The 16,080-nt window shown below is 75.8% G+C and carries 12 protein-coding genes; 5 read left to right on the top strand and 7 right to left on the bottom strand.

Going from position 1 to position 16,080, the window contains the following annotated elements; all coding sequences use genetic code 11:
- Window positions 1–168 precede the first annotated feature (168 nt).
- Window positions 169–747 carry a TIGR03086 family metal-binding protein gene (locus ACI79H_RS11690; protein ID WP_456554559.1) on the top strand — a complete coding sequence of 193 codons (579 nt, stop codon included), beginning with the start codon at window positions 169–171 and terminating at the stop codon, window positions 745–747.
- Window positions 748–763: 16 nt separating this feature from the next.
- Here ACI79H_RS11690 and ACI79H_RS11695 read toward each other — a convergent pair whose 3' ends face one another.
- Window positions 764–1,519, bottom strand: a complete 756-nt coding sequence (locus tag ACI79H_RS11695) for a hypothetical protein (RefSeq protein WP_456554560.1) — start codon at window positions 1,517–1,519, stop codon at window positions 764–766.
- Window positions 1,520–1,692: 173 nt separating this feature from the next.
- On the opposite strand from ACI79H_RS11695, the gene ACI79H_RS11700 reads away from it, so the two are divergent.
- The 3 genes from ACI79H_RS11700 to ACI79H_RS11710 all read left to right on the top strand — a co-directional run bounded on the left by ACI79H_RS11700 (window position 1,693) and on the right by ACI79H_RS11710 (window position 4,205).
- Window positions 1,693–3,099 (top strand): DUF4407 domain-containing protein, encoded by a 1,407-nt coding sequence (locus ACI79H_RS11700; RefSeq protein ID WP_456554561.1) that lies wholly within the window; start codon window positions 1,693–1,695, stop codon window positions 3,097–3,099.
- Window positions 3,100–3,202: 103 nt separating this feature from the next.
- Window positions 3,203–3,607, top strand: coding sequence for a hypothetical protein (locus tag ACI79H_RS11705; protein WP_456554562.1), 405 nt, complete (start codon window positions 3,203–3,205; stop codon window positions 3,605–3,607).
- Between the two features lie 67 nt (window positions 3,608–3,674).
- Window positions 3,675–4,205, top strand: coding sequence for an NUDIX hydrolase family protein (locus tag ACI79H_RS11710; RefSeq protein WP_456554563.1), 531 nt, complete (start codon window positions 3,675–3,677; stop codon window positions 4,203–4,205).
- A gap of 21 nt (window positions 4,206–4,226) precedes the next feature.
- On the opposite strand, the gene ACI79H_RS11715 is transcribed toward ACI79H_RS11710, so the two are convergent.
- From ACI79H_RS11715 to ACI79H_RS11740, 6 genes are all read right to left on the bottom strand, one after another.
- Window positions 4,227–4,850, bottom strand: a complete 624-nt coding sequence (locus ACI79H_RS11715) for a hypothetical protein (protein WP_456554564.1) — start codon at window positions 4,848–4,850, stop codon at window positions 4,227–4,229.
- A 123-nt stretch (window positions 4,851–4,973) separates the two neighbouring features.
- Window positions 4,974–5,576 carry a hypothetical protein gene (locus ACI79H_RS11720; RefSeq protein ID WP_456554565.1) on the bottom strand — a complete coding sequence of 201 codons (603 nt, stop codon included), beginning with the start codon at window positions 5,574–5,576 and terminating at the stop codon, window positions 4,974–4,976.
- Between the two features lie 13 nt (window positions 5,577–5,589).
- Window positions 5,590–6,573: a hypothetical protein gene (locus ACI79H_RS11725; RefSeq protein WP_456554566.1), complete on the bottom strand. Its 984-nt coding sequence runs from the start codon at window positions 6,571–6,573 to the stop codon at window positions 5,590–5,592.
- Window positions 6,570–9,083, bottom strand: a complete 2,514-nt coding sequence (locus ACI79H_RS11730) for a hypothetical protein (protein WP_456554567.1) — start codon at window positions 9,081–9,083, stop codon at window positions 6,570–6,572. The genes ACI79H_RS11725 and ACI79H_RS11730 overlap by 4 nt, the downstream gene beginning before the upstream one ends.
- Window positions 9,080–10,462 (bottom strand): hypothetical protein, encoded by a 1,383-nt coding sequence (locus ACI79H_RS11735; RefSeq protein WP_456554568.1) that lies wholly within the window; start codon window positions 10,460–10,462, stop codon window positions 9,080–9,082. Before ACI79H_RS11735 ends, ACI79H_RS11730 begins: the two co-directional genes overlap by 4 nt.
- 108 nt (window positions 10,463–10,570) lie before the next feature.
- A complete protein-coding gene (locus ACI79H_RS11740) occupies window positions 10,571–15,028 on the bottom strand; it encodes an HAD-IC family P-type ATPase (RefSeq protein ID WP_456554569.1) in 4,458 nt (1,485 codons plus the stop codon).
- Window positions 15,029–15,228: 200 nt separating this feature from the next.
- On the opposite strand from ACI79H_RS11740, the gene ACI79H_RS11745 reads away from it, so the two are divergent.
- Window positions 15,229–16,053, top strand: coding sequence for a hypothetical protein (locus ACI79H_RS11745; protein ID WP_456554570.1), 825 nt, complete (start codon window positions 15,229–15,231; stop codon window positions 16,051–16,053).
- The last annotated feature ends 27 nt before the right edge of the window (window positions 16,054–16,080 follow it).

A 16,080-nucleotide genomic window follows, 5' to 3' on the forward strand; every position in this document is an offset into this window, starting at 1 on the left:
TGCCGCCGCCGACGTCGGGCGGCAACCGGGGTCGGCTCGACCACCGCACCGTTGATCATCGCCTGCGTGCTCGGGTGCGCGGCGTGCCAGGCCGTGTCCCGGACGCGGAGACGATGATCAACTCCGGGGTGAGCGATGAGTCGGCGGCGCCCGCCGGGTCGTACCGGCATGGAGACGACGACCTTCGACCTCGCTCCCGCGGCCGACGCCGTCCGCCGGGTGGTGGCGGGCATCCCCGAAGCCGCGCTGGGTGACCCAACGCCCTGCGAGGAGACCTCGGTGGCCGGGCTGCTGGACCACCTGGTCGGGCTGACGTCGGCGTTCACGAGGGCCGCCGGGAAGCTGCCCGGGGGGACGGCGACAGCGGACCCGGCCGCGCTGCCCGCCGACTGGCGCACCCGGCTGCCCGCGCAGCTCGACCAGCTGGTCGCCGCCTGGCGCGATCCGGCCGCATGGGACGGCACGACCGAGGCCGGGGGAGTGGTGATGCCGGCCGACGTGATGGCGGTCGTGGCGCTCGACGAGCTGGTCGTGCACGGCTGGGACCTCGCCGTCGCCACGGGGCAGGACTACCGCCCCGACGACGACTCGGTGCGCCGGTCCCTGGGGTTCGCCGGGTCCGTCGGCGACGACCCCGCGGAGAGGGCCGGGCTCTACGGGCCCGTCGTGCCGGTGCCCTCCGACGCCCCGCTGCTCGACCGGCTGCTGGGCGCCACCGGCCGCGACCCGCGCTGGCAGCCGCGCTGAGCGGCAGCTCCGACGCTCACCCCGACCGGGAGGCGGACACCGCGCGCGCCGCCGAGCCGGCCGCCACCGCGTGCGCGAAGCGGAGGGTGGCAGACAACCACAGCAGGACGTCGTGCAGCCGCAGCCGCGTGAGCGCGAGCCCCTCGGCGTGGACGGCGTCCTCGAGCTCGGCGAACGCGTCGGCGGAGCCCAGCAGCTCGCGGTGGACCACCGCTGCCTCCCCGCTGTCGCCCTCGCGGACGTGCGGGAGCAGCGGCCACCGCGTCGAGTCGTGCAGCACCGGGAACAGCGCGGGGTGCCGGTGGTGCAGCGCCGCCGCGACGTGCGCCCGGCTCACCCCGCGCTCGGTGCACAGCTCGCCGATCGCGCGCAGCAGCGCCCCGACGGTGCCCGGCTCGGCCAGCACGGAGAACTCGTCCTCGGGCAGCTCCCAGAGCGCCCGGCCCGCGGCCCGCGCGACGACGTCGTCGGCGAGCACCTGCACGGCGGGGAGCGCCGCGGCCAGCGCCGTCCAGGCGTCGCGGTCGAGCCGGCCGTGCAGGCCCTCGGCGGTGAGGATGTCCGGCTCGCCGAGCGGCGCGTCGGGCACCGGCCGCCGGTCGAACCGGTCGTGGCCGAAGGCGGGCACCTCGGCCCACCGCCCGGTGCGGGCGTTCGGTGCGCGGTAGTACAGCGGCCGCCGGGCCCGCGCGTACCCGAGGACGGCGGCGAGCGCGTCGCCGCCCGGGATCGGCGCCGGCCCGGCGCTGGGCAGGTGCAGCGGTGCGGCCACGGATCCCCCTCCGGTCCTCGTCAGCATCCTCTCCGACGCGGCGCGCGTGGGGCGGCTGGGACGTGGCTCACGCTCCCGACCGGCCGGATCGGTCCGTTCGGCGCCCCGGCCCGCCGATAGCTCACCCGGTGGCGGAGCTCCTCGATCCCGCCGCCGAGGGGGCAGGGGCTGAGATGGCGCGACGACGTGGACGGATCGGCGACGGACTGGCGGTGCTGTCCGGCGCCCGGCCCGACGTGCTCGAGGCGGTCCCCGGCGCGCGGGCGAAGTTCGTGGCGCTCGGCGGCGTGCTGCTCTCGACCGGTGGTCTCGCCGTGCTCTCCGCGGCCTTCGCCGTGCACATGGCCCTCGGTGTGTGGTGGCCCTTCGCCCTGGTCCTCGGCGTCGGCTGGGGCTTCGTGATCGTCAACCTCGACCGGATGCTGCTGGTCGGCATGGCGCACGACGCCTCGCGCAAGCGCAACCTGCTCATGGCCGTGCCGCGCGTCGGGCTGGCGCTGGTGCTCGGCATCGTGATCTCCACGCCGCTGACGCTGCAGATCTTCCACAAGGAGATCGACACCCAGGTCGTCGCGCTGCAGGCCGAGGCCTCCGACGCCTACAAGCAGAGCCTCGACGCCGACGCGCGGTTCGCCGGGCTGCCCGAGCTGCGGCAGGACGTCGTGACCGGGCAGGCCGTCGTCGCCAGCGGGGGAGCGTCGGCCGCCGACCTGGCCCCGCTGCAAGCGGAGGTCGCCGCGGCGCAGGCCGCCTACGACGCGGCGCTGACCAGCCAGCGCGAGCTCTCCGCGCGGGCGCAGTGCGAGCTCGACGGCACCTGCGGCACCGGCGACGCCGGCACGGGGGAGGCCTACGCCCAGGCGCGGCGGGCAGCCGACGCGCAGGCCGGCGTCGTCGACGCGGCGAAGAGCGACCTGGACGCCGCGGTCGCCGCGGTGTCCGCCGGGGCGCAGCGCAGCATGCAGCAGGCGGCCGCCGACCTGGAGACCGACCGGGCCGAGCTCGCCCGGCTCACCGAGCAGCAGACCGCGCTGCAGGCGTCCTTCGACGCGACCAACTCCGACAACACCGGCATCCTCATCCGGCTGCAGGCGCTCTCGGCGCTGAGCGAGTCCAACGCGACCATGGCCGTCGCCCACTACATGCTCGCGCTGCTGTTCATCTGCGTCGAGCTGCTGCCGGTGCTGATGAAGATGCTGCTCAACGTCGGCCCGCGCAGCACCTACGACCGGCTCACCGACCTGCGCGACGACGGCGACCTCGAGGTCGAGCAGCTGCAGCAGTCGGCGCGGCTGGAGGTCGAGCAGGCGCAGCAGGAGCTGCTCGTCATGGCCGAGAAGGAGCGGGTGGACCGGCAGAAGGAGCAGGTGCTGGCCCGCCGCCGCGCCCGGCTGGCGGCAGCGGTGGCCCAGCGGGCGGCCGCGGACGTCGAGGTGCCGACGCCGCGCACCGAGTCCGACGAGCCCGGACGCCGTCCGTGGGACACCGGCCCGATCCTCGGCCTGGCCCGCACCGCCGCCTCGCGCACGGTGCGGACGATCCGTCGCCGTCCCGACGGCCGCGAGGTCGAGACCGTCTGACCAGACCTGTTGGTTCGCCGGGAGTCGGCGCGCGATGCGGCGGAACGTCGTCGTCCCGTGACACAGTGTGTGGCTTCTGCATCCCCGACGTGAGGCCAGCGCCATGAGCACCGACGACGACCAGCCGACCGCCACCGCCGTCGCGACGGTGCCCGCCGAGCCGGGCGCGCCCTACCTCGGCAGCGCTGAGGCCCCCGGCGAGGAGCCCGAGCCGGGCTGGTTCGACCGCAACGCGACGTTGGTCATCGCCGTCTCGGTGGCGGTCATCGCCGCCGCGGCCGCGCTGGTGACGCTGTTCTTCTACCGCGAGTCGATGGCCGAGGCCGACGAGGACACCGAGGCCGCCGTGCGGGCCTTCGTCGAGGAGCAGGGGCAGGACGTCGAGAGCGTCCAGTGCGACGAGGGCACCTGCTCGGCCATCGTCGGTGGGGCGGCGTACACGGTGCTCGTGCACGAGGACGAGGACGGCGAGCAGACCTTCGGCGTCGCCGCCTACACCGGCGACTGACCACGGACGGGCGACGCGCGGCCGACCGCATCGGGTGCGGCGGCGCGTCGTCGGCTAGACAGGGCACATGACTGAGGTGACGAACTCCGACGCGGGCTGGCTCTCCCGGGAGGACATGGACCTCGCCCGCGAGCGGCTGCCGATCCTCTACGTCGACGTCGTGCCGGTGCGCGTGGACGCCCAGGGCGTCGTGGTCGCCGTCGGCCTGCTGCTCCGCGCGGGCGAGGACGGGCAGATCAAGCGGGCGCTGGTGTCGGGCCGCGTGCTGTACCACGAGCGGGTCCGGACGGCGCTGCTCCGGCACGTGGAGAAGGACCTCGGCCCGCTCGCGCTGCCGCGGGTCCCGCCGGCGCCGCAGCCGTTCACCGTGGCCGAGTACTTCCCGACGCCGGGGGTGACGCCGTTCCACGACCCGCGGCAGCACGCGGTGTCGCTGGCCTACGTCGTGCCCGTCGAGGGCGACTGCGCGCCGCAGCAGGACGCCCTCGAGCTCACCTGGTTCTCGCCCGACGAGGCGCGGGACCCGGGCGTGCTCGCCGAGCTCATGAACGGCCAGAGCACGCTGCTGCTGCAGGCGCTGGCCCACCTCGGCGTCTGAGCACGCCCGGGTGCCCCCGGCTCAGACGAGCTCGGGTACCCGCAGCTGGTGCAGGACGACGTCGAACTCGGCCTCCTCGGTGATGGTCACGTGCATCTGCGAGCTGAAGCCGTCGCGCATCTCCGCGATGCGGTCGCGGGTCGCGTCCATGGCGGCCCGGTCGGCGTAGACGGTGGTGAGCGAGCCGAGGCCGGTCGTCCGGTCGATGAGCAGGCTCATGCTGCAGAAGCCCGGGATGTCGTCCATCGCGGGGACGATCTGGCTGCGGAAGGCGTCCAGGGTCTCCTCGGTCCGGGCCGGGTCGATCCGGCTCCACAGGACGCGGGCGCAGGACTCGTCGGTCGCGTGCTGCAGCCGGTGCATGACGGCGATCTCCCACTCCTCCACCTGGGGGACGCCGCCGCCGAACTGCTCGGTGGCCCGTTCCCGCAGCGCCCTCACCCGGTCGCGCGTGGCGACCATCGCCTCCTCGGTCTCCCAGCCGGTCGTCACGATGCAGCGGCCGCTCTCGCGGTCGCAGAGCATCGACAGGCCGGTGTAGCCGGGCATCTCGCCGACAGCGGGCATCACGTTGTCGCGGACGTCGGCGATGCCGTCGTCCATGCGCGTCGGGTCGGCCGTGATGGTGGTGGTCCGGGCGTACATGACGCCCTCCTTCCGGGACTCGCGCGGCGCCCCTGCGGCGTCGCCGCACGCGCCATGCTGCTCGCCCCGCGGGTCGTGCCCCACGGTCCAAGGTCACCGGTGGGGCGTCGCCCGGCCCATCGATCAGGAGCCGCCGTCCCCGTCCCCGTCCCCGCCGTCGGCGTCACCGGCGTCGGCATCACCGGCCTCCGCTCCCGCGTCGTCTCCGAGGTCCGCGTCGACGGCCTCGTCGGAGAAAGCATCTCCCTCGGTGGCATCCGCGGCCTCCTCACCCGTGTTCGCGTCGACCGCGTCGTCGGAGAAGGCGTCCGCCTCGGCGGCGACGTGGGTGGCGTCCTCGGCGGAGTCGGCATCGACGGCCTCGTCGCAGAAGGGGTCGGTCGCCTCGTCGGCAGCAAGGGTCGATCCCGCCGGCGGGTCGTCGTGGTCGGCGGCCTCCGCACCCGGGACGCCGTCCAGGTCGCCGGTCATCTGCTCCCGGGTCTGGAGGCTCTCGCCGAGTGCCTGGCCCATCTGACCGATCGCCCGCTCGATGCCCTCGACCGGCTTGTCGTCGTAGTAGCTCGGGGCAGGCGCATCGACATCGCACGCCTGTGTCGTCGCGGCGTCCATCGTCTTGTCGGTGTAGACGTCCGTGGCGGTCAGTTCGGGTCCTGGCGACATGGTCCCGACGGCGACGGCGGCGGTACCGATCCAACCGGCAGCCTTCTCACCCAGCGTGCTCATCCCGGGCTCCTCGTCAGCCGGCGGAGAGATAGCGCGGGAGGCAGTCGCCGGGACCCAGCCCGTTCTCGTCGCACCACCCCTGCGCGTCGGTCTCGGTCCAGAAGGGCTGCCTCACCAGCGTCATCCAGTCCTCGGACCCGAGGGACGCGCTCGGGAAGTCGCCGCCGCGGGCGAGCACGACGGGGTAGTCGTCGGCCAGCTCCTGGTGCCGGGCGGCGTAGAGGCCGTCGGCCGCGGGGTCCGTGATCTTCGCCGAGGCGATCTGCGGCACCCACCAGCCCTGCAGCTCCCGCACGCCCGCCAGGCTCGAGTCGTGCAGCTCGGCCAGGGTCGCGGACCGGGCGCCGCCCGCGCTGGCGGCCGCCTGCTCCTCGATCTGCGTGACGATCGCCGTGCCGGCCACGAGCACGACGGCGACCCCCGCCCACGCCTGCAGCGTCCGCCCGACGGCGCCGCCGCGGGACCGACCGGACCCCGTCGCGCGCCAGCGCGTCGCGGCGCGGGCCGACGCCAGGAACGCGAGTACGCCGAGAAGGCAGGCCGGCACCAGCCACCACGACATGTCGTTGACGACGTCGATGGTCGACCAGACGACGAAGGAGGCGCACCCGGCGAGCACCACGCCGAGGACCAGCACGACGGCGTCGGGCAGCTTCACACCTGCGACCGCGAGCCCGACGACGGCGACGGCGAGCAGCCAGGCCGCGGTCGCCACTCCCGTCGGCCAGAGCAGCGGGTCGCCGCCCGCAGGCCAGGCGGGTGCGATGGTGCGGGCCACCGAGGTCGCCGAGCGGGCGAGCTCGAACTCGAAGCGCTCGAGGACGAGCGGCAGGACCCCCAGGCCGCTGACGATGCCGGCCGCCCACAGCAGCACGGCGCCGCCGGGGTGCGTCGACAGCGGGCGTCCCGACCGCTCCCGCTTGGGCGCGACCGGGTCGTCGGGGATGACCCGGGCGGTGATCCGCGTCTGGCCGGCGGTCAGTGCTGCGTCGGTCACGATGTCGTCCCTGTCGTCGTCCGGTTGCTGCGGTGGTAGGCATCGACGGTGCGCCGTCGGCGGGCACGCCAGTCCTGCGCCGTGGCCGCTCCCTGCGCCTCGGCGAAGGCGCGGGCGCAGTAGCCCTCGGCCAGGTCGAGGCCCTGGGTGACGGCCCTCCGCGCGTCCAACCAGGAGAGCTCCGGATCGGCGGCGCGGGCGGCCTGCACCCGGGCCGCGCCGCGGTAGCCGGTGCACACGACCGGGCACTCCTCGCACCACAGCCGCAGCGACGTGGCGGAGGACGCGAGGCTCCGCGAGACCACCGGTGGGCCGGTGGGCGTCAGCCGCTGACCCCGGTCGACCGCGACGACGGACGGCGCCAGCATGTCGGCGGCCAGGACGACGGCCTCGCCGGCGCGGAGGCGAGCGAGGTCCTGCTCGCTCCCGGGCAGGGTGAGGGACGCGGCCAGGACCGACCGCTCCTCGGCGTCCACCGTCCGGTGGGCGATGACGGTGCCGACGAGCTTGCGCACCTCGGGCACGAGCCGCGACGGCGCCTGCTCCACCACCATGAAGCCCTCCCCGGCGCCGCGGAGCTCGGCCATGGCGTCGACGAACACCTGCGCTCCGTCGTTGACGTAGCCCCCGCCGGGACCCGCGGCCAGCACGCGGTGGGCCTCCTCGACGACGGTCACGTGGTCCAGGCCCCCGTCCGAGGGGTGGTACTCGCGGTAGGAGACCAGCCCGGCCAGGACCAGGCTCATGAGCAGCGCCCGCTCCCGGGGTCCCGCGAACTCGCGGGCGAGCACGATGGTGGGTCGGGCCAGGACGGCGGCCCAGTCGACCGCTGCGTCGGGGCCGCCCATGAGGGCTGCGCCCAGGCTGCCGTCGGTGAGCAGCTCCAGCCGGTTGACCAGCGCCGCCTCGATCTCGCCCTTGGTGCGGTCGGAGTACTCGGAGTGCCGCACCAGGTCGCGCACGGTGGCGTAGAGGCGCGGCAGGGACGGGTGGTCCTCGGACAGCACCCGGTGCACCGCGCGGGTGAGCACCGTGCCGGCGGCGGGGAAGCCGGCGCTGAGGTCGTACGCGGCGTCGAACGCGGCCGCGATACGAGTGGCGAAGACCGTCCTGGGGACGCCGGCCGGGCAGCTCAGCGGGTTGAAGGCCACCTGGTCGCTGCCCAGGACGACCAGGTGGCAGTCGGGCCCCAGTTCCTCGGCGAGGGCCTGGTAGTCGGTCTTGGCCGGGTCGAGCACGAGGAAGGGCACCGGTCGTCCGCGCGGGCCGCGCCAGAGCTGCCGCAGGATCGAGTGGACCGTCGTCGTCTTGCCGTAACCCGGCAGGCCGGCCACGAGGACGTGCCGGTTGATCTCGTCGTCGGCCAACGTGACGGTGTCCCCGGAGGGACCCTCGCCCAGGACGACCGCGTCGCGGTCGGCCGCCAGGGCCGAGGCCAGCCCCCGGGGAAGGGTGCTGGCCGGCTCCGAGCGCAACCCCGGCAACCCTTCCGGGCCGGGCAGCGGCAGTCGGAAGGCGGCGCTGGCCTCGTGGGGGTCGAAGAGGTGCAGGAGCTCGGCGAGCTCGGGGATCTCCGGTGGGCGGACCGGGTGGCTCTGGAGCAGCTGCACCAGTGCCAGGGCGCTCTCCAGCTCGGCTGCGGTCGCCGGGCGGAGCACGTCGAAGGTCCCCACCGGCCCGCCCGACTCCCACGAACGCGTGAGGTCGGCACCGACCACCTCGGGCGTCCCGACGGGGACGGGGCTGCCGGGGCAGACGAGCAGGACCCGCACGTGAAGGCAGGCTCGCGGGAGGTCGCGGAGCCACCGTCGGTAGCCGACGATGACCGCCTCGAGCAGCGGGTTGGTGCGCTGCTCGTCGTTGTAGGTGGCCACCAGGTGGCCGATCTCCTCCCGGAGCCAGCCGAGTGCGTCGACGCTGACCGCCCGTGGCTCGAGGTGGACGATCAGCTGAGCACCGCGGGGCAACCGGTGCAGGGCGCCGAGCGAGGCGATCAGGTTCACCTGCGTCCAGTTCCAGCGCAGCAGCACCGGTGCCAGCGGGCGGGGGCCGCCGGCGTCGGTCTCCGGGTCGCTGGACTCGATGGCTCGTCGGATCTCCGCGAGCTGGTCGACCGCCCACGGCACCTCGTCGGGAGCATCGACGAGCCTGGCGAGGACGTCGACGTCGACGTCCTCCACCACGAACTCCGGGGGCAGCGTGGCCCTCAACCGGGCGCGCAGCGCCAGGGCGTCGTCCGACCGGTTCGCCGCGCCGAGCAGCAGGACCCGCAGCACGCGCGACGACCGGCCGAACGTCTCCTGCTCGTCGACGACGATGCGCAGCTGGAGCGCTCCGGGGGAGTGCTGCCCGCTCTCGGCGAGGGCCCGGAGCATCGCGATCTGCCGACCGAAGGCCTCCACGAGCTCGGCGCGGGACTCGCCGCTGCGCACGGCCGGCAGCCATGGCAGCTCCAGGCCGAACACGTGCCGGTTGGCGACGCGCAGCACCGGAGGTGGTGCGCTGCTCACGCCAGCGCCGTGCTGCAGGTGATCTCCTCGTAGGGGAGCAGCGCGCACAGCCCGGCGACGATGAGGGTGCTCGGCTCGAGGATCGCCTTGACCACCTTGCCGGCGCGACCGTTCCGGCTGCCGACGAGGATGCGAAGGCTGTCGTCACGCTGCTCGAGGGCGAGGACCGGCTGCAGGTCGTCGACCCAGGCTGCCCGCGCGCGGACCAGGACGTCGACCCACTCGAGCAGCGAGCCGGAGTCGGGCAGGACCACGACGTCCTCACCCGGGAACGCTTCAGCGGTCAGGACGCCGATGTCGAGCCCGGCCGCCGCCTCGTGGTCCAGGGCGAGCAGCACCAGCGCGGCTCCGTCGTCCTCCACGCGGACGAGCCCCTCGACCGCACGGCTGGTGCCGCCGGCGCGCTTCCACCGGGTCATGAGCTGCGGATCGCGGTTCAGGTCGTCGATCGGGGCGGGCACCCCGCCGTCGGCGGTCGGCGTCACGACCACCGGCTCCGGTCCGCTGTCCAGACCTCGCAGCAGCCCGCCCAGCTCGGGAACGCCACCGGACTTGGCGGCACGGGTGACCGGGCCGATGTTGCGGACCGTCTCCACCCCGATCGCACCGCGCTGCTCCACCTCCACGCGGGCGAGGTCGCGCTCGGCCTCGACCCGGAGCCGGGCCATCGCCGCCTCGTTGCTCTGCGCAGCCATGGCCAGCTCGTGCTGCTGCTGGCGGTCCAGGCGCACCAGGTCCGGGTTCTCCCAGTCGTGCAACGAGAGCCCGCGGGCCTCCGCCATCGCCCGGGCCCGGGCGGTCTCCTCGACGTCGACCTTCCGGCCCTGGACGGCGGTGCGCAGCTGGGCGTACTGGGGATCGGCGTCCGCTCGCTTCACGTAGACGCTGTCGACGACGAAGAGGTCGTACAGCAGGTGCTCACGAGCGCCGAAGCCCGCGGGGGTGGGGTCGGCGAGCACCTCGGAGTGGGTGCGCGGGGCGAACAGCCGGCGGACGAAGGCGTCCATCTCGGCGGTCAGCTCGGCCTCGAGCGCAGTCATGAAGGTGAGCCCGCGGTCCTGCAGGCGGTAGCGGAGGGCCGCGTAGCCACCTGCCGGGTTGAGCGCGACGAGCGTCTGCACCTCGACGCGCGGCAGGATCCAGCCGTCCTGGACAGCGACGTCCTCGACCGCCTTCTCGAAGCTGATGTCGCTGCGGAGGATGCGTGCGTAGGTCAGCGTGCCGGGCTTGTAGCGCATCCACAGGGCGCGAGCGCGCTCGCCCGGCGCCCGGATACCTTCCAGTCTCCCGTTGCGGAAGACGGCGATGACCTCGTCGTTCTTCGGCTCGACATGCCCGGAGAGGGGCGTCTCGGCGCCCGTGAGCGTGGGTGTCGTCATCGTCGTTCCCCCGTGTGCAACCGACTGCTCAGCTGGCGGAGTATGGAGGAACGAGGTAGTCCCGGAACAGGTGTTGGCGCGCGCTTTCTGCGAAGCGTGGCTGGCGGTCTACGACCGGGCGGCGGCGGCCCAGCGGGAGACGAGCGGCGGCACCACCTCCGCGCCCGCGGCCCCGACGGCGGCCGCGCCGAGGACGACCGACCACGCCACCGGGTCCAGCGGCGTGCAGCCGAAGAACCGGCTCAACCCCGGCGTCTGCACGATCGCGAACAGGACGGCGCAGGAGCCCGCGACCGTGGTCAGCACCAGCGGGCTGCGGCGGCCCATCCACGCGGTCTGCGCGAGCTGGGTGGCGATCAGCGCGGCCAGGCCCATGGTGCTGGCCCGGTCGCGCGAGGGGGACGTCAGCCGGCCGACCGCCCAGGCGCCGGTGGCACCGGCCGCCGTCGCCGCGCCGCGCACCACGACCATCCGCCGCACCTCGCGGGTGAACCCGCGGTGCGGGCCGGCCTGCAGCACGGCGGCGAGCGGGTGGCCGGCCAGCGGGCCGTCGTCGTCGGCGTCCTGCGCGTGCCGCGGTGCGGCGACCGCGACGGCGAGCGCGGGGAACATGTCGGTGAGCAGGTTGACCAGCAGCAGCTGCCGGGTGCCCAGCGGCGCCCGCCCGCCGACGGCGGTACCCAGCACGGTGAACGCCACCTCACCGGCGTTGCCGCCGACCAGGATGCTGACCGCGTCGCGGACGCGGGACCACATGGCCCGGCCCTCGGCGATGGCGTCGACCAGGCGGGTGAGGTCGAGGTCGGTGAGCACCAGGTCCGCGGCGGTGCGCGCGGCCGGTGACTCCGCGCCCTCGACGCCGACGCCGACGTCGGCCAGCCGGATCGCGGCGGCGTCGTTCACGCCGTCGCCGGTCATGGCCAGCGTCGCCCCCGCCCGGCGCAGCGCCGACACCAGCGTCACCTTCTGCTCGGGGGAGAGACGGGCGAAGACGGCGGTTTCCGCGACCAGCCGCGCGCGCTCGGTGTCCGAGGCCTTGGCCAGCTGGGCGCCGGTGACCACCCGGTCGGCGTCGGGGATGCCGGCCTCGGCGGCGATGGCGGCGGCGGTCTCGGGGTGGTCGCCGGTGGCCACCACCACCCGGACGCCCGCGGCGCGCAGCTGCTCGACCGCGCGCACCGACGACCCCCGCAGCGTGTCCGCGAGCCCGACCAGCCCGCGGAAGGTCAGCTCGCCGGCCGCCTCGTCCAGGTCACCGGGGACGCCGTCAACGGCGCGGTCGGCGACGGCGAGCACCCGCAGCCCGGTGCCGGCCAGCTCGCGCGCCGGGTCGCGCACGTCGGGGGCGCCGGCGCAGCGCTGCAGCACGACCTCGGGCGCGCCCTTGACCACCAGCCGGCCCTCGCGCACGGCCGCCGAGAAGCCGCGACCCGCGGCGAAGGCCAGGGCGGCGTCCGGTGCGCCGTCCCACGCGTCGCCGGCCGCCTCCCGGACCGCGCGGTCGGTCTCGTGCGCGCCGTCGTCGCCGTTGCCCATGCCGGCGGCGGCCAGCCGGAGCAGCTCGTCCTCGGCGGTGCCCTCCTCGGGCAGCAGCCGGGTGACCCGCAACCGGTTCTCGGTGAGCGTGCCGGTCTTGTCGAAGCAGACGGTGTCGACCCGGCCGAGCGCCTCGAGCACGCGGGCGCTGCGCACCACCGCGCCGCGCCGGGAGAGCCGCCGGGCCGCGGCCTGCTGGGCCACGGTCGCCACGAGCGGCAGCCCCTCGGGGACGGCGGCCACCGCGATGGCGACGCCCGAGGCGACCGACTCGCGCAGCGGCCGGCGCCAGAGCACGGAGAGCGCGGTCACCGCCGCGCCTCCGGCGAGGGTCAGCGGCAGCACGGAGCGGGTGAGCTCGGCCAGCCGCGCCTGCACCCCGGCCGGGGGTGCCGCACCGCCGGCGGCCCGGGCCGCGCGCCCGGCCTGCGTCGCCTGGCCGACCGCGACGACGACCGCCCGGCCGCGGCCGGCCACCACCGTCGTGCCGTCGAAGAGCATGCAGCTGCGGTCGGCGACCTCGGCGCCGGGCGTCGCGGGCAGCGACTTGGCGACCGACAGCGACTCCCCGGTCAGCCCCGACTCGTCGACCTCCAGGTCGTCGGCCTCCAGCAGGCGGGCGTCGGCGGCGACCACGTCGCCCGCCTCCACGAGGACGACGTCGCCGATGCGGATCGCGCTCGCGGGCACCTCCTCGGAGCCGCGGTCGGTCTCCCGGCGGACGGTGATGTCCTGCTCGAGCAGCAGCTCCTCGAGGACCGTCTCGGCGCGCAGCCGCTGCAGGCCGCTCACCAGCGCGTTGATGACGGTCACGCTGCCGACCAGGATCGCGTCGGTGGCGTCGCCGAGGACGGCGGTCGCGGCCGCTCCGGTGGCGAGGACCGGGGTGAGCGGGTCGGCGAGCTCGGCGGTGACCGTGCGGGCGAACCGCGCCGGGCCGTGCACCACCGGCAGCGCGCGGACCCTCGTCACGGCCGCCGCTGCGCGGGTCGGGCGGCGCTCGTCGGAGCCGGGCAGGTCGGCGAGCCGGCGCAGGACGTCGTCGGGTTCGAGCGCGTGCCACGGGGTGTGCACGGTGGGCGTCGGCACGGGGGAGCGGGCGGCGCGCACGGCGGTCCAGGTGCCGGTGGTCATCATCGCGGCGGTCGCCCACTTGCCCGGCGTCGTCGCTTTGCGCTGGCCGTAGCGCGGACTGCCCACGGCGGCGAGCAGGCCGCCGAGGACGTTGCCGGTGAGCGAGGCGCCGGTGGCGCGGCGGCTGAACCGTCGCGCGGTCGCCGTGGCGGCGACGATCCGGCAGGCGTCGGCGAGACCGGTCCCGGTGACCAGGTCCGCGCCCCAGGCCGGCGCCCGGCCGTCGAGCACGGGCGCCACGGCGACGTCGGCGGCGAGCAGGGCGGGGCCGTCGACCGCCGAGACCAGCAGCACGCCGTGCCCGTCCACTTGCAGCCGGCGGACGGTCCCGACCAGCGGTTCGCCGGCCGGGGCGACGTCGTCCGCGAGGCCCTGCAGTTCGCCGGCGCCGACGTGCGGGGAGAGGACGAGCCGCAGTCCGGCGTCGGTGGCGGCGGTCAGCAGCGCCTCGGCGTGCGGGTCGAGCTCGGGTGCGACGGTGACGGTGCCGACGCGGCGGCGGCCGTCGAGCAGCGAGCGGACCTCGCCGCCGGGGGCGTCGGCACTCGTCCGCGGCGGGCCGAGCCGGACGCCGTCCTGGCGCTGGTCGCCGAGCAGACGGGTGGCGGCGGTCCAGACCGCGGCGTCGTCCCAGCCGTCGGCCTGCGCGGTCGCCTCGACGACCACCGGCGGGCCGGTGCACAGCGCGGCGCCGTCGACGACGAGCGTGTCGACGCGGTCCAGCCGGCGGTAGGCCGAGCCGTCCAGCGGGAGCACGCCGCGGCGGGCGAGCAGCAGCCCCAGGGAGGTGGCGAAGGACTCCCGGCCGAAGACGGCGGCCCGCGGGGTGAGCGCCTTGAGCAGGTCGGCGGACCGGCCGGGCCGCCGAGTGAGCGCGAGCAGGCCGAGGGCGGCGCCGAGCTCGGTCGGGTCCAGGCGGGCGCGGTAGGTCTCGACGGGGCCGCGCGGCAGCGCGCCGGGCCGCGGGCCGGGCGGCTGCTCGGGCTCGGCGGCGTCGTCGTCGGGCTCGGGCAGGCAGAGCTCGCGCTCGCGGCGGCGCCACACCTGGCGGCGGGCACGCACCTCGAGCGCCCGCTGGATCGCGGCGGCGGCGTTGAGCGCCGGGACGGTCGGGCTCTGGGTGAGCGAGTGCAGCAGCGCGCCGGTGCCCTCGAAGGCCAGCTCGGTGCCGACCGGGCCGACGCGGGCCGAGACGGCCTCCTTGAGCCACTCCTGGGTGTCCAGCACGGCCATGAGCAGGGTGGCGTGCCGGGTGAGCGCCGGGATCGGCAGCATCTTGCCGAGGACGGCGACCCCGACCGCGGCGGTGTCGACGGCAGCGGCCGCGACGGCGGCGAGCAGCGGTTCCAGGTCGGCGGGGTGGTCGGGGCGGTGCGGGAAGACGCCGGTGCCGCCGCGCGCCTGCTCGATCTCGGTGACCAGGCCGAGCACGTCCTCGACGCCGACCTTCCGCGAGTCCACGGCGACCAGCACCCGCCCGACGACGTCGTTGACCGTGGCCCACTGGACGCCCTCGAGCCGTTCGAGGTGGCGGCGCAGCGAGCGGGTGGCCTCCGGCGTGCCGTCGTCGGCGGCGAGCTCGATCTGCAGGTGATCCCGGTCGCGGTAGACGCGGCGGGTGTGCCGGGCGCTGGGCGGCTCGACCATGCCTCTCGCGGCGTCGACGAGGTCGTGCAGGTGCCCGCCGGGGAGGGGGTCGGCGCCGGTGACGAGGGTGCCGACGGCCCGGGTGGTGTGCACGGCGGCGTGCCGGGCGAGGTGCAGGGAGCCGTTGATCCCGGCGCGGGCGACGTCCCTGGTCAGACCGGCCGTCCCGCCCAGCAGGCCGACACCGACCAGGGCAGGGCCCGCGGCGAGCGCGGCCGTGCCGGCGGCGAGGCGGCGGAGCAGGGCCATGGCACCCCCGGTGTGATGTCGGTCACCGTTCACCGTACGTCCGTCCGGCGTTCACCGGAGCCGCCCGTGTCCCGATCACGCGGCGTGACCGGCGGGGGAGGCGCGGCACCCCATCGGGCGACACGTTCCGAGTAGCGGGCCGCCGGGTCGCTGGGTTCACTGTCCGTGAGAGCCCGATCACACGGTGTGGAGGAGGCGTGATGTCCCGGACGACGCACGCTGCCCTCCGCCGCCCGCTGGCGTCGACCGCCGTCCGCCGCACGCTGCTGGTCGTCGGCCTGGGTACCGGGCTCTGGCTGGCGGGTTCGGCGACGTCCTCGGCCACTGCGGCCGAGCCGGTCGCACCCGTGCAGGGCCTCGCTGGGGCGGCCGGTGAGCTGCTCGCTCCGGTGACCACCGCGGTGGCACCGGTGGTGACGCCCGTCGTCGAGACGACCGTCGCGCCGGTGTTGGCGCCGGTCGGGGATTCGCTGGTCGGCCCCGTCCTCCGTGCGGTCGAGCCGGTCACCGCCCCGGTGGTCGATGCCCTGTCGCCGGTGCTCGACCCCGTCGTCGCCGCTGCCGCGCCGGTGCTCGAGCCGGTGCTGCCGCCCGTGGTCGACGTCGTCGTCCCGGTGCCGGGCCCGGTGGTGCCGACCGGTGCGGTCGCGCCGGTCCGTACGGCGCTCGCCCAGCCGGTCGCTGCTCCCGCTCCCGCTCCCGTGGTCGAGGAGACCGCCGCGATCTCTGCGGAGCACGTCGCGACCCCTCGTGCCGGCATCGCTCCCCGGCACCTGATCGGTGCCCCCCTCGATGTTCCCGCCCCTGTCCCTGGCGGGAACCAGGTGCCGGTGCCCGGACCGGCTGTGCCGTCCGGCGCACCGGCACCGTCCCCGGCCTCCGGCCCGTCGTCGCCGGACCAGTCGGCGGCCGACCTGCCGCCGGTCGCGGACCTGGTCGACGCCGCCGCGCTGGGCGCCGCGGCGGACGACGCCCGCGGCGGCGCGGCCGACCGCGCCTTCGACCCCTCCTTCGCTCCCGACTGAGGCGGCCCGGGTCAGCCCTGCGCTGAC

This window comes from Blastococcus sp. SYSU D01042, assembly GCF_054050515.1.

What these genes read in the sequence shown, in the direction of transcription:
- ACI79H_RS11715 (WP_456554564.1), bottom strand. Translation starts at nt 4,850, where the DNA reads ATGTACGCCCGGACCACCACCATCACGGCCGACCCGACGCGCATGGAC.
- ACI79H_RS11690 (WP_456554559.1), top strand. Translation starts at nt 169, where the DNA reads ATGGAGACGACGACCTTCGACCTCGCTCCCGCGGCCGACGCCGTCCGC.
- ACI79H_RS11745 (WP_456554570.1), top strand. Translation starts at nt 15,229, where the DNA reads ATGTCCCGGACGACGCACGCTGCCCTCCGCCGCCCGCTGGCGTCGACC.
- ACI79H_RS11740 (WP_456554569.1), bottom strand. Translation starts at nt 15,028, where the DNA reads ATGGCCCTGCTCCGCCGCCTCGCCGCCGGCACGGCCGCGCTCGCCGCG.
- ACI79H_RS11705 (WP_456554562.1), top strand. Translation starts at nt 3,203, where the DNA reads ATGAGCACCGACGACGACCAGCCGACCGCCACCGCCGTCGCGACGGTG.
- ACI79H_RS11710 (WP_456554563.1), top strand. Translation starts at nt 3,675, where the DNA reads ATGACTGAGGTGACGAACTCCGACGCGGGCTGGCTCTCCCGGGAGGAC.
- ACI79H_RS11735 (WP_456554568.1), bottom strand. Translation starts at nt 10,462, where the DNA reads ATGACGACACCCACGCTCACGGGCGCCGAGACGCCCCTCTCCGGGCAT.
- ACI79H_RS11720 (WP_456554565.1), bottom strand. Translation starts at nt 5,576, where the DNA reads ATGAGCACGCTGGGTGAGAAGGCTGCCGGTTGGATCGGTACCGCCGCC.
- ACI79H_RS11700 (WP_456554561.1), top strand. Translation starts at nt 1,693, where the DNA reads ATGGCGCGACGACGTGGACGGATCGGCGACGGACTGGCGGTGCTGTCC.